Consider the following 13,941-nt stretch of genomic DNA (forward strand, 5'->3'; position numbering starts at 1 on the left):
ATCTTGTTTACAACAGAGCTAAGAACATTCAGGAGGATAGCTAAGAAAAAAATCTCATAGGTTTTATGCCAAAAAAAACTTATGCATGTTTGCCAAAGCAAGACATTGTTCCAAGCGAAAGCCCAGATATTGCAGGCGCTGTAGCGCTTCCTTGTACTTCTGGGGGCATTCAAAATTTCAGGTGGTTCAGGGCAGGGAAGTGGTTACAGGGAGGGAGGCGAGGACCGGATTTGGGCGACATTTTTTTGTCGGATTGCTCTTCCACCGGTTCGCGCAATGTAGTTGGCAAGCGGTCCGAAGCCCAGCGAAGCAGCGTTGTCCGACGCTTCGCCGCATCAGCCGTCCGACTGGAAGCAAGGGAGGGCGGGACATCAAGACTGGCACGCCTCGTCATGGGTGCGGGGCTGCCGGGCACAGGGTCTGTTCAACCACGGGTCAACACCGTCTGCACTGCCGCAAGCAAGCGGATGCCGATTGTTCTCGGCATTGGAGGAGTGCACATGGCTAAGTTAATCGGCGTTGTTACCCAGGTGATCGGTCAGGTGTATGCAGTGGCGGCGGATGGCGCCAAGAGAGCCCTGGTGGAAGGGGACCGGCTGTTTGTCGGCGACCAGTTGGTCACCGGGGCCGAAGGCGCGGTAGCGGTGCATCTGCAGAATGGCCAGGATCTGACCCTGGGCCGGGACAGCAGCCAGCAGATGAGCGCGCAACTGCTGGCGAACCAGGCCTCCCATGTCGATACCCCGGAAGTGCAGGCCCCCAGTGATGCCCAACTGAGCGATGTCGAACAACTGCAAAAAGCCATTGCTGCCGGTGATGACCCGACCCAAAGCGCCGAAGCCACTGCAGCAGGTCCTACCGGTACCGGTGGTGTGCCTGGTGCCCAGGGCGGTGGCCATAGCTTCGTTCTGCTAGAGGAAGTGGGGGGGCGGGTCGAGCCGGTGATCGGCTTTCCAACGGCCGGCTTCAATGGCATCCCCGAATTTGTTCCTGTGCGCCTTGATGGCCTGGTGACGGTCAATGGCGAGGCGCCGCCGGCCCCCAACAATCCGGTGAGCCTGAGCGGGCTTTCGGTGGAAGGCGGTGAACTGACGGTCAACGAAGCGAACCTGGAGCAGGGCTCGGCGAGCAATCCGGCGGCCCTGACCCAGAGCGGGACGTTCAGTGTCTCGGCCCCTGATGGCCTGTTCAGCCTCAATGTCGGCGGGATCAATGTGGTCAGCGGCGGTGTCGCGGCGGGCTTCCCGCAATCCATCAGCACCGGCCTGGGCAATACCCTGACCGTCACCGGCTACAACGCCGGCACCGGAGTGGTCAGCTACAGCTACACCCTCAACGGCAACGACCAGCATGCTGCGGGGCAGGGTGCCAACAGCTTGAGCGAGCACTTCAGCGTGGTCGCCAGCGACAGCAATGGCGACTCCGCCAGCAACTCCTTGGACGTCAACATCACCGACGACGTGCCGACGGCGATCAATGACAGCAACTCGGCCACGGCTTCGGAAAGCCAACTGACCCTCACCGGCAATGTGCTGATCAATGATGTGCAGGGGGCTGACCGAGTGGCTTCCGGCCCGATCACTGCCGGCACTTTCAGCGGCACCTACGGCACCTTGGTACTGGCGGCGGACGGCAGCTACACCTACACCGTGCACAGCACCGATCCGGCCTTCCTGGCGCTCAAGGGCGGCGGCAATGGCACTGAAACCTTCACCTACACCCTGACCGATTCCGACGGCGACAGCAGCACTGCCAACCTGGTGCTGCAGGTGCACAACAACGATGACCCGGTGCTGCTGCGCGGCCTGGATATCCAGGGGGCAGAGCTGACGGTCGACGAGAAGAACCTGGGCACCGGCAGCAGCCCGGACGCCACGGCACTGGCTCAAAGCGGCACTTTCACCGTCACCGCACTGGACGGCCTGCAGAGCTTGAGTGTCGGTGGTATTACCGTGTTCAGCGGGGGCAGCGCCAGTGCGTTCCCGCAATCGATCACCACCGGCCTGGGCAACACCCTGACCATCACCGGTTTCAACGCGATCACCGGGGAGGTCAGCTACAGCTACACCCTCAATGGCAACGATGCCCATCCCGCTGCCAATGGCGCCAACAGCCTGAGCGAGCATTTCAGCGTGGTGGCCAGTGATGTGGACGGCAGTAGCGCCAGCAGCTCGCTGGATGTGAACGTCGTCGATGATGTGCCCAGCGCTGCCAATGACAGCAACTCGGCCACGGCGTCGGAAAGCCTGCTGAGCCTCACCGGCAATGTGCTGACCAATGATGTGCAGGGCGCCGACCGGGTCGCCTCGGGGCCGATTACCGCCGGTACCTTCAACGGTACCTACGGCACCCTGGTACTGGCGGCCGACGGTTCCTATACCTACACCCTGCACCCTGCTGACCCGGCCTTCCTGGCATTGGGCGGTGGCGGTCACGGCAGCGAGACCTTCACCTACACCCTGACCGATTCCGACGGCGACGCCAGCACCGCCAACCTGGTGCTGCAGGTGCACAACAACGACGATCCGGTGACCCTCAACGGCCTGGACGTCAACGGCGGTGAACTCACCGTCTACGAGAAAAACCTGGGCACTGGCAGTGCTCCGGATGCGACGGCCCTGACCCAGAGCGGCAGCTTCACGGTCACGGCACTGGACGGCCTGCAGAGCTTGAGCGTAGGCGGGATCACCGTGGTCAGTGGCGGGGTGGCAGCGGGCTTCCCGCAATCCATCGCCACTGGCCTGGGTAATACCCTGACCATCACCGGCTATGACGCCGGCACCGGCGTCGTCAGCTATAGCTACACCCTCAATGGCAATGATCCTCACCCCACTGCCAATGGTGCCAATAGCCTGAGCGAGCATTTCAGCGTGGTGGCCAGTGATGTGGACGGCAGCAGCGCCACCGGAACCCTGGACGTCAATGTGGTGGACGACCTGCCCAGCGCGGTCAACGACAGCAATCCGAGCACCGCCTCGGAAAGCCTGCTGACCCTAACCGGCAATGTGCTGACCAATGATGTTCAGGGCGCTGACCGAGTGGCTTCCGGCCCGATCACTGCCGGCACCTTCAGCGGCACTTACGGCACCTTGGTACTGGCAGCGGATGGCAGCTACACCTACACCGTGCACAGTACCGATCCGGCGTTCCTGGCGCTCAAGGGCGGTGGCAATGGCACTGAAACCTTCACCTATACCCTGACCGATTCCGACGGCGACGCCAGCACCGCCAACCTGGTGCTACAGGTGCACAACAACGATGATCCGGTGACCCTCAATGGCCTGGAGGTGAACGGCGGCGAGCTCACGGTCTACGAGAAGTATCTGGGCACTGGCAGTGCTCCGGATGCGACGGCCCTGACCCAGAGCGGCAGCTTTACGGTCACGGCACTGGACGGCCTGCAGAGCTTGAGCGTAGGCGGGATCACCGTGGTCAGTGGCGGGGTGGCCGCGGGCTTTCCGCAATCCATCGCCACTGGCCTGGGTAATACCCTGACCATCACCGGCTACAACGCCACTACCGGAGTGGTGAGTTACAGCTACACCCTCAATGGCAACGATGCCCATCCCACGGCCAATGGCGCTAACAGCCTGAGCGAACACTTCAGCGTGGTGGCCAGTGATGTCGACGGCAGCAGCGCCACCGGAACCCTGGACGTCAATGTGGTGGACGACCTGCCCAGCGCGGTCAACGACAGCAACCCGAGCACCGCCTCGGAAAGCCTGCTGACCCTCACCGGCAATGTGCTGACCAACGATGTGCAGGGCGCTGACCGTGTGGCATCCGGTCCGATAACTGCTGGTACCTTCACCGGCACCTACGGCACCTTGGTGCTCAATGCCAACGGCAGCTACACCTACACGCTCAACACCTCGGATGCCGACTTCAAGGCCTTGCACGGCAATGGCAACGGCACTGAAACCTTCGCTTATACCCTGACCGATTCCGACGGCGACGCCAGCACCGCCAACCTGGTGCTGCAGATCCACAACAACGATGACCCGGTGCTGCTCAATGGTCTCGACGTCAACGGTGGCGAGTTGACGGTCTATGAGAAAAACCTGGGCACTGGCAGTGCTCCGGATGCGACGGCCCTGACCCAGAGCGGCAGCTTCACCGTCACCGCCCTGGATGGCCTGCAAACCCTGACTGTCGGCGGCATCAATGTGGTGACCGGCGGTGTGGCCAGCGGCTTCCCGCAAACGGTCACCACTGCTTTGGGCAATACCCTGACCATTACCGGTTACAACGCCACTACCGGAGTGGTGAGCTACAGCTACACCCTCAATGGCAACGATGCCCATCCTACGGCCAACGGTGCCAACAGCCTCAGTGAGCATTTCAATGTGGTGGCCACTGACAGCGATGGCAGTAGCGCCACTGGCTCGCTGGATGTGAATGTGATGGACGACCTGCCCAGCGCGGTCAACGACAGCAACCCGGGCACCGCCTCGGAAAGCCTGCTGACCCTCACCGGCAATGTGCTGACCAACGATGTGCAGGGCGCTGACCGTGTGGCATCCGGTCCGATTACTGCTGGTACCTTCACCGGCACCTACGGCACCTTGGTGCTCAATGCCAACGGCAGCTACACCTACACACTCAACACCTCGGATGCCGACTTCAAGGCTCTGCACGGCAATGGCAACGGCACTGAAACCTTCACCTATACCCTGACCGATTCCGACGGCGACACCAGCACCGCCAACCTGGTGCTGCAGATCCACAACAACGATGATCCGGTGCTTCTGAACGGCCTTGACGTCAATGGCGGTGAACTCACCGTCTATGAGAAAAATCTGGGCACTGGCAGTGCTCCGGATGCGACGGCTCTGACCCAGAGCGGCAGCTTCACCGTCACCGCCCTGGATGGCCTGCAAACCCTGACTGTCGGCGGCATCAATGTGGTGGCCGGTGGTGTGGCCAGCGGCTTCCCGCAAACGGTCACCACTGCTTTGGGCAACACCCTGACCATCACCGGCTACAACGCCACTACTGGAGTGGTCAGCTACAGCTACACCCTCAATGGCAACGATGCCCACCCCACAGCCAATGGCGCCAACAGCCTCAGTGAGCATTTCAATGTGGTGGCCACCGACACCGACGGCAGCAGCGCCACCGGAACCCTGGACGTCAATGTGGTGGACGATCTGCCCAGTGCCGTCAACGACAGCAATCCGAGCACCGCCTCGGAAAGCCTGCTGACCCTCACCGGCAATGTGTTGACCAACGATGTGCAGGGTGCTGACCGTGTGACATCAGGCCCTATTACTGCTGGTACCTTCACCGGCACCTACGGCACCTTGGTGCTCAATGCCAACGGCAGCTACACCTACACACTCAACACCTCGGATGCCGACTTCAAGGCTCTGCACGGCAATGGCAACGGCACTGAAACCTTCACCTATACCCTGACCGATTCCGACGGCGACACCAGCACCGCCAACCTGGTGCTGCAGATCCACAACAACGACGATCCGGTGACCCTCAACGGCCTGGACGTCAACGGTGGTGAACTCACCGTCTACGAGAAAAACCTGGGCACTGGCAGTGCTCCGGATGCGACGGCCCTGACCCAGAGCGGCAGCTTCACCGTCACCGCCCTGGATGGCCTGCAAACCCTGACTGTCGGCGGCATCAATGTGGTGGCCGGTGGTGTGGCTAGCGGCTTCCCGCAAACGGTCACCACTGCTTTGGGCAATACCCTGACCATTACCGGTTACAACGCCACTACCGGAGTGGTGAGCTACAGCTACACCCTCAATGGCAACGATGCCCATCCTACGGCCAACGGTGCCAACAGCCTGAGCGAACACTTCAGCGTGTTGGCCACTGACACCGACGGCAGCAGCGCCACCGGAACCCTGGACGTCAATGTGGTGGACGATCTGCCCAGTGCCGTCAACGACAGCAACCCGAGCACCGCTTCGGAAAGCCTGCTGACCCTCACCGGCAATGTGCTGACCAACGATGTGCAGGGCGCTGACCGTGTGGCATCAGGCCCTATTACTGCAGGGACCTTCACCGGCACCTACGGCACCCTGGTGCTCAATGCCAACGGCAGCTACACCTACACACTCAACACCTCGGATGCCGACTTCAAGGCCCTGCACGGCAATGGCAACGGCACTGAAACCTTCACCTATACCCTGACCGACTCGGATGGCGACACCAGCACAGCGAACCTGGTGCTGCAGATCCACAACAACGATGACCCGGTGCTGCTCAATGGTCTCGACGTCAACGGTGGCGAGCTGACGGTCTATGAGAAAAACCTCAGCGACGGCAGCAGCCCCAACGCCTCGGCCCTGACCCAGAGCGGCACCTTCACCGTCACCGCCCTGGATGGCCTGCAAACCCTGACCGTCGGCGGCATCAATGTGGTGACCGGCGGTGCGGCGGCGGGCTTTCCGCAGACCGCCACCACGGCCCTGGGCAATACCCTGACCATCACCGGCTACAACGCCACTACCGGAGTGGTCAGCTACAGCTACACCCTGCTGGACAATGAAACCCATCCCACGGCCCAGGGGGCCAACAGCATCGCCGAGCACTTCACTGTGCAGGCCACCGATGGCGATGGCAGCACCGCGTCCGGGGTGATCGACGTCAACATCGTCGACGATCTGCCCAACGCCGTAGCGGACACCGCCACCGCGGCGGAAGGTGCGACCATCAATGTCAGCGTGCTCGGCAACGATGTGCTCGGGGCGGATGGCGCGGCCGTCGGCGGCGCCGTGGTCGGCGTGCGCGCCGGCAGCAATACCGCAACCTCGGCGATTGGCGGGCTGGGCAGCAGCATCGTCGGCACCTACGGCACCTTGACCCTGGATGCCGCGGGCAACGCGGTGTATCACAGCAATCCGAACTCGGTGAGCCCACCCGGGGCCAGCGATGTCTTCACCTACACCCTCCGCGACAGCGATGGCGATGAAAGCACCACCACCCTGACCATCAATATCACCGACAGCGGCCTCAAGGCGGTGACCGATCAGGACGTCACTGTTTATGAAAAGGCCCTGGACCTGAACAAGGATGGCCTGGACCTGGCGGCCGGTACCGTGACTGGCAGCGATCCGGGCTCCAGCGCTGAAACCGCCAGCGGCACCCTGGTGGGCTCGGTCACCGGCGGTTCGGGAGGCATCACCTTCAGCCTGGTAGGCAGTGCCACCGGCAGCTACGGGCAGATCCTGCTCAATCCCGACGGTACCTACACCTACACCCTGACCTCGGCGCCGAAAACCACGCCCAATGCCAATGACGGCGCCAACAGCCTGAGCGAGAGTTTCACCTACAAGGCCACCGACGCCCTGGGCAACAGCACCACCGGCAGCATTGTGGTGAGCATTGTCGATGACGTGCCCAAGGCGGTGGCCAGCGAACGTTCGGTCACCGCTGTGGAGGTGGACTCCAACCTGCTGCTGGTGATCGACGTCTCCGGCAGCATGGTCGATCCATCCGGGGTGCCGGGGCTTTCGCGCCTGGACTTGGCCAAGCAGGCCATCAGTACCTTGCTCGACAAGTACGACAACATGGGCGATGTCAAAGTCCAGATCGTCACCTTCAGCAGCACGGCCACCGACAAGACCCCGGTCTGGGTCGACGTGGCGACCGCCAAGACAATCATCGCCAGCCTGGTAGCCGGTGGCGGGACCAACTACGACGCCGCAGTGGCGGCCGCCAAAACCGCCTTCGTTACCAGCGGCCAGCTGAGCGGGGCGCAGAACGTCGGTTACTTCTTCTCCGACGGCAAGCCCACCACTGGCCAGGACATCGGCACCGCGGACGAAATCGCCTGGAAAGCTTTCCTCGACGCCAACGGCATCAAGAACTACGCGATCGGCCTGGGCAGTGGCGTGAGCAACGCCAACCTCGACCCCCTGGCTTATGACGGCAGCACCCATACCGATACCAATGCGGTGGTGGTCACCGACCTCAACCAGCTCAACTCGGTGCTGGCCGGTACCGTGCAGGGCTATCCGGTGACTGGCAGCTTGCTCGGGGATGGTGGCAGCTTTGGCGCCGACGGCGGTTTCATCAAGTCGATCGTGGTCGATGGCGGCACCTACACCTACGATCCCAAAGGCAACAGCAACCAGGGCTCGCTGACCTTCAGCGGCAGCACCAACAACGGCACCTTCAACACGGTCAACAACAGTGTCAGCATTGCCACCAACCAGGGCGGCACGCTGGTGGTGAACCTCGACACCGGGGATTTCAGCTACAGCTCGCAAAAGGTCACCGGAACCCTGATCACCGAGACCTTCGGCTACACGGTGAGCGATAACGACGGCGATCTGGCGACTTCGAGCCTGGTGGTCAAGGTCAACCCCAACACGCCTCCGGTGGCAGTGGACGACCACATCATCACCAACCTGTTGTCGAGCACCGTGGCGGTGCCCGGGGATGTGTTGCTGGCCAATGACAGCGACGCCAATGGCGATCCGCTGAACGCGGCGCCCACCACCTTCAACACCGGCTGGGCGGCCAGGGGCGCTGATTTCACAGCAGCCAGCCAGCAGACCATCGGCTTTGCCGGGACCGGCAATACCACGGCCAACCAGGCCATCAGCATTGATCGCGCCTCGTTCAATGCCAATGCAGTGGCCATGACCGCAGTGGTGGTGGTCAGTGGTTACCTGGGAGCGGTCACCAACGCCAATGCCAACGATGAGGATGTGATCAGCGTCAACCTGAAGCAGGGGGAAACCCTGAACCTGGACCACAACCTGGTTGCCGGGCACATCACCCTGGAGTACGCCTTCAATGGCGGTGCCTACACCGCTATCGCCGATGGCGGTACCTTCACCGCGGCGGCGGACGGCACCTACCAGATCCATGTGGTCAATATCAGCAACACCACTGGTACCAACCCCACTGCCGCGGAAAACTATCAACTGACCCTGACCGTCAACTACGCCGGGGCGCAGAACGTCACCCCGGACTACCACGGTACCTACACCGCCAGTGACAGCCACGGTGGCAGCGATGTGGCGGCGGTCAGCATCTCCTATCAGGATGGCCACACCCTGACCGGGACTGCCGGTGATGACGTGCTGGTGGCGGGCGGTGGCGACAACATTCTCAATGGTGGGGATGGCAATGACGTACTGACCGCGGGCTCGGGCAACAACACCCTGCACGGTGGCAACGGCAATGACCTGCTGTTCAGCGGGCCGGGCAACGATTTGCTGGACGGTGGCGCCGGCATCGACACCGCGAGCTATGCCCATGCGACGGCGGGGGTGACGGTCAACCTCGGGTTGCCGGGAGCGCAGAACACCATCGGTGCGGGTACCGATACCCTGACGAGCATCGAGAACCTGGTGGGCTCCAACTACAACGACACCCTGACCGGAGACGGCAATGCCAACGTCATCACCGGCGGCCTGGGCAACGATGTACTCAATGGCGGCGGTGGCGATGACCTGCTGATCGGCGGAATGGGCAACAACACCCTGACCGGCGGTGCGGGCAGCGACACCTTCCAGTGGCTGCAGGGCAACAGCGGGCACGATGTGGTGACCGACTTCACTCCGGGCACCGACAAGCTGGACCTTTCGCAACTGCTCCAAGGAGAAAACGCCACCTCGGCCTCCCTGGATGACTACCTGCACTTCAAGGTCACCGGCAGTGGCGCGACCCTGGTCACCAGTATTGATGTCAGTGCGGTAGCGGGGGCCACGCCGACCCAGACCATCGACCTGGCCGGTGTCGACCTGGCCAACCATTATGGGGTGACCCCCGGCGCCGGAGGAGTGATTGCCGGCGGGGCGGATACCGCCACCATCATCAACGGCATGCTCAACGATCATTCGTTGAAGGTGGACACCGTCTGACGGTGGAGGGGGGCGGTCATGCAGGGCGTCGTCTTGCGTGACCGTCTGCTGGCGGGCGCTGCTTCAACGGTTCGGGCAGCGCTTGCTGGCAGGTGTCAGGGACGCTGCAAGGTCTTCTGGCGCAGGATGTAGAGGCTGACCAGCACCGCGCTGGTAAGCATGAAACCCCGGGCCCAGGGCAGCGGCACCAGATAGCAGGACAGACCGATGCTCAGCCACATCAGGCCGATGGCATACACCTTGCCCTTGAGTGGAATGCCGTTGCCGTCGAGGTAGTCCCGGATCCAGGGGCCAAGACGCGGGTGCTGCACCAGCCATTGGTAGAAGCGCGGTGAACTGCGGGCGAAGCAGGCGGCCGCCAACAGCAGGAAAGGTGTGGTGGGCAATACCGGAAGGAAGATGCCGATGACCCCCAGCGCTACGCTCAACCAGCCGATGGCCAGCAGAACGTAACGCCATACCAGGGGACGCTGGCCAATGGGCTTGGCCATGGGCGACTCAGTGGTGACGAGGCTTGAGCAGCGCCGGCTTTTCGTCGGGAGCGTTGCACAGCAGGTACAGCGCGGTCAGTGCTTCAGGGATCTGCACGATCATGTCGTCCATCAGGTTGGCGTCGCTGGCGATGTCGGAGAACTCGGGCTGTTCGTCGAACAGGCCGGAACCCACCATGATCGGCAGCAGCATCTCGCTGACTTCTTCCTCGGCGGTTTCGAACCAGGCGGCTTCACGCAGGAATACGCCTTCCATGAAGCCGATGCACCAGCCGCGCAGGTCGGAATCGTCCGGATCGTCACCCAGGTCGAGCTCGCAAGGCAGCTCGAACTCTTCGTCGGAGGCCAGTTGGCGCGCGATGTGTGCCTTGAGGGCCAGCAGGGTCGATTCGATCACTTCACGCTCGGCGGCGTCGCGGTAATGCGGCTCCTCGGCGAACAGCGCATCGATCCACTCACGGTCCGGAACGACTTCCGAGCAGATCGACAGTGCGGTCAGGTAGCCATGAGCGGCCACGTAGTCCAGGGCTTCGTCGTGCAGATCATCTGCATCGAGGAAGACTTGCAGGCGGGTGAGTTGCTCAGCGAAGGACATTGACGGCTACCTTGGGGAATAAACGATGCTGAATTCTAGGCTTTCTTGAGCGCTCAAGCCAGCCACGGGGCAGATTTGAGCGGTTCTAAAGGTTACCAGCGGTCCACTGTCGGCGCCCCTTGCCAGGAAGGGGTCGGGTATACTCGCGCGTTTTGTGATGCCCTGCAGGCCAGGCGACCCGTGCGGACAAGTCCGCTAACGCAAATGTCGGTGAACCCCACCGGCTTTTCGGCCAGTCTGTGCAGCGGGTTTTAGGCGATTCTTGGAGTTTTTCATGCTCGAACAGGCTCAACGCGTCCTCAAGGACATCTTCGGCTACGACAGTTTCCGTGGCCGCCAGGGTGCGATCATTGAGCGCGTGGCCAGCGGCGGCGATGCCTTGGTGCTGATGCCGACCGGCGGCGGCAAGTCGCTGTGTTTCCAGGTTCCGGCCCTGCTGCGCGACGGTCTGGCGGTGGTGGTTTCGCCACTGATCGCGCTGATGGATGACCAGGTGGCCACGCTTGAGGAGCTCGGTGTCGCGGCCGCCTCGCTGAACTCGACCCTGAGTGCCGAGCAGCAGCGCGACCTGGCTGCGCGCATCCGTCGCGGCGAGGTGAAAATGCTCTACCTGGCCCCCGAGCGCCTGGTCCAGCCACGGATGCTGGCGTTCCTGCAGGGCCTCGACATCGCCCTGTTCGCCATTGACGAAGCCCACTGCGTGTCTCAATGGGGGCATGACTTCCGTCCCGAATACCTGCAACTGGGGCAACTGGCGGAAATGTTCCCCCAGGTGCCGCGGATTGCCCTGACCGCCACCGCTGACAAGCGCACCCGCGAAGAGATCGTCAATCGCCTGCACCTGCAGGACGCCGAGCGTTTCCTCTCCAGCTTCGACCGGCCGAATATTTTCTACCGCATCGTACCCAAGGAGCAGCCGCGCAAGCAGTTGCTGGCGTTCCTCAACGAACGCCGCAGCGACGCCGGTATTGTTTACTGCCTGTCACGCAAGAAGGTCGACGAGGTCGCGGCGTTTCTCTGTGAGCAGGGATTCCCGGCCTTGCCCTATCACGCCGGGCTGCCTAACGATTTGCGTGCTTATCACCAAAAGCGCTTCCTCAACGAAGAGGGGCTGATCATGGTGGCGACCATCGCCTTCGGCATGGGCATCGACAAATCCAACGTGCGCTTTGTCGCTCACATGGATTTGCCCAAGTCCCTCGAGGCCTACTACCAGGAAACCGGGCGTGCCGGACGTGATGGCCTGCCGGCCGATGCCTGGATGGTCTACGGCCTGCAGGATGTGGTGATGCTCAAGCAGATGCTGCAGAACTCCGAAGGCGACGAACGCCACAAGCGTCTGGAGCAGCACAAGCTCGATGCGATGCTGGCGCTGTGTGAGGAAACCCGCTGCCGCCGCCAGACCCTGCTGGCCTATTTCGACGAAGACATGCCGCAACCCTGTGGCCACTGTGACAACTGCGTCGACGGGGTGCAGACCTGGGATGCCACCGAGCCGGCGCGCCAGGCACTCTCGGCGATCTATCGCACGGGCCAGCGTTACGGCGTCGGCCACCTGGTGGATGTGTTGCTGGGCAAGGACAACGAAAAAGTCCGCAGTTTTGGGCACCAGCACCTTTCGGTGTTTGGTGTCGGCAAGGCCCGTAGCGATGGCGAGTGGCGTTCGCTGTTTCGCCAGTTGGTCGCGCGTGGCCTGGCAGACATCGACCTGGAAGGTTACGGCGGCCTGCGCCTGAGCGACAGTTGCCGGCCCCTGCTCAAGGGCGAAGTTGCCCTGGAGCTGCGCCGCGATCTCAAGCCCCAGAGCACGCCCAAGAGCAGCACCAGCCAGGCCAGCCAACTGGTCCGGGGCGAGGAGCGCGAACAATGGGAGGCGTTGCGGGCCCTGCGCCGCAAGCTGGCGGAAGAGCATGGCGTGCCGCCTTACGTCATCTTCCCCGACTCCACCCTGCTCGAGATGCTGCGCAGCCAACCGGGCTCCATGGCGGAGATGGCCGAGGTCAGCGGTGTCGGTGCACGCAAGCTGGAGCGTTATGGTGCGGCATTCCTCGAAGTGCTGGGAGGCGGTGTCGAGGCCCCCAAGGTGGTCGCCGACATTCGTCATGAGCTGATTACACTGGCCCGTGCCGGAATGACCCCGATGCAGATCGCCGGACAGCTGCAGTGCTCGGAAAAGAACGTCTACACCCTGTTGGCCGAGGCCATTGGCAAGCAGCAACTGTCCCTGGAGCAGGCGCTGGACCTTCCGGAAGACCTGCTGGGCGAGATCCAGGATGCATTTCTCGATGGTGAGGGTGAGTTGCCACCCGTGGCCGAGATCATCGAGGTGTTTGCCGGACGGGTGCCTGAAGGCGTGTTGTACTGCGTGCGGGCGGCATTGCAGTCGGAGTTTGAAATTTGAAGGGGTGCGTCAATGTTGTAACGATTCAGTCCCTTACAGCCCTTGCCTACAAGCAAGGGGCATGCTTAGCTGACTAATAATTAGGTTTTCTTTATTTTCAGTCTGATCATGAGTGTTTTATGCCGTTAACCGATGAACACCGTTTTGGTATGCAGCTGGCGCATATGTCTCGCGGCTGGCGTGCCGAACTGGATCGCCGCCTGGCGGGGCTAGGCTTGTCCCAGGCCCGTTGGCTGGTGTTGTTGCACCTGGCCCGTTTCGCAGACGCACCGACCCAGCGCGAACTGGCGCAAAGCGTTGGCGTCGAAGGCCCGACCCTGGCTCGGCTGCTGGACAGCCTGGAAACCCAGGGCCTGGTTCAGCGCCAGTCGGTGATGGAAGATCGTCGGGCGAAGAAGATCGTTCTCTGTCCTTCTGCCCGCCCCCTGATCGAACAGATCGAAACCATCGCCACCGCCTTGCGCCACGAACTGTTCATTGGTGTCGACGAAGAGGACCTGCGGGTCTGCATGCGTGTTCACGGGCGCATCCTGGCCAATCTGGAAAAGTCCTGAGGTCTTCGGCCGGGGTTGCCTGACCCCGGCTTTTCCTGTGTTTGCACCGCCCAACTTCCTG

The 13,941-nt window shown here is 62.4% G+C and carries 5 protein-coding genes; 3 read left to right on the top strand and 2 right to left on the bottom strand.

Going from position 1 to position 13,941, the window contains the following annotated elements:
- The first annotated feature begins 500 nt into the window (after positions 1–500).
- Positions 501–9,839 carry a retention module-containing protein gene (locus U873_RS0132405; protein ID WP_025132213.1) on the top strand — a complete coding sequence of 3,113 codons (9,339 nt, stop codon included), beginning with the start codon at positions 501–503 and terminating at the stop codon, positions 9,837–9,839.
- 95 nt (positions 9,840–9,934) lie between these two features.
- Here U873_RS0132405 and U873_RS0132410 read toward each other — a convergent pair whose 3' ends face one another.
- Both U873_RS0132410 and U873_RS0132415 read right to left on the bottom strand, forming a co-directional pair.
- On the bottom strand, positions 9,935–10,330 hold the full coding sequence (locus tag U873_RS0132410) for a YbaN family protein (protein WP_025132214.1): 396 nt from the start codon (positions 10,328–10,330) through the stop codon (positions 9,935–9,937).
- Between the two features lie 7 nt (positions 10,331–10,337).
- A complete protein-coding gene (locus U873_RS0132415) occupies positions 10,338–10,925 on the bottom strand; it encodes a YecA family protein (RefSeq protein ID WP_025132215.1) in 588 nt (195 codons plus the stop codon).
- Between the two features lie 274 nt (positions 10,926–11,199).
- Between U873_RS0132415 and recQ the strand changes: the two genes are divergently transcribed.
- Positions 11,200–13,326: a DNA helicase RecQ gene (gene recQ, locus U873_RS0132420; protein WP_025132216.1), complete on the top strand. Its 2,127-nt coding sequence runs from the start codon at positions 11,200–11,202 to the stop codon at positions 13,324–13,326.
- A gap of 119 nt (positions 13,327–13,445) precedes the next feature.
- Positions 13,446–13,880 carry a MarR family transcriptional regulator gene (locus U873_RS0132425; protein ID WP_025132217.1) on the top strand — a complete coding sequence of 145 codons (435 nt, stop codon included), beginning with the start codon at positions 13,446–13,448 and terminating at the stop codon, positions 13,878–13,880.
- The last annotated feature ends 61 nt before the right edge of the window (positions 13,881–13,941 follow it).

The sequence above is a fragment of the Pseudomonas sp. PH1b genome, assembly GCF_000633395.1.
Taxonomy (GTDB): domain Bacteria; phylum Pseudomonadota; class Gammaproteobacteria; order Pseudomonadales; family Pseudomonadaceae; genus Aquipseudomonas.

What these genes read in the sequence shown, in the direction of transcription:
- U873_RS0132410 (WP_025132214.1), bottom strand. Translation starts at nt 10,330, where the DNA reads ATGGCCAAGCCCATTGGCCAGCGTCCCCTGGTATGGCGTTACGTTCTG.
- U873_RS0132425 (WP_025132217.1), top strand. Translation starts at nt 13,446, where the DNA reads ATGCCGTTAACCGATGAACACCGTTTTGGTATGCAGCTGGCGCATATG.
- recQ (WP_025132216.1), top strand. Translation starts at nt 11,200, where the DNA reads ATGCTCGAACAGGCTCAACGCGTCCTCAAGGACATCTTCGGCTACGAC.
- U873_RS0132405 (WP_025132213.1), top strand. Translation starts at nt 501, where the DNA reads ATGGCTAAGTTAATCGGCGTTGTTACCCAGGTGATCGGTCAGGTGTAT.
- U873_RS0132415 (WP_025132215.1), bottom strand. Translation starts at nt 10,925, where the DNA reads ATGTCCTTCGCTGAGCAACTCACCCGCCTGCAAGTCTTCCTCGATGCA.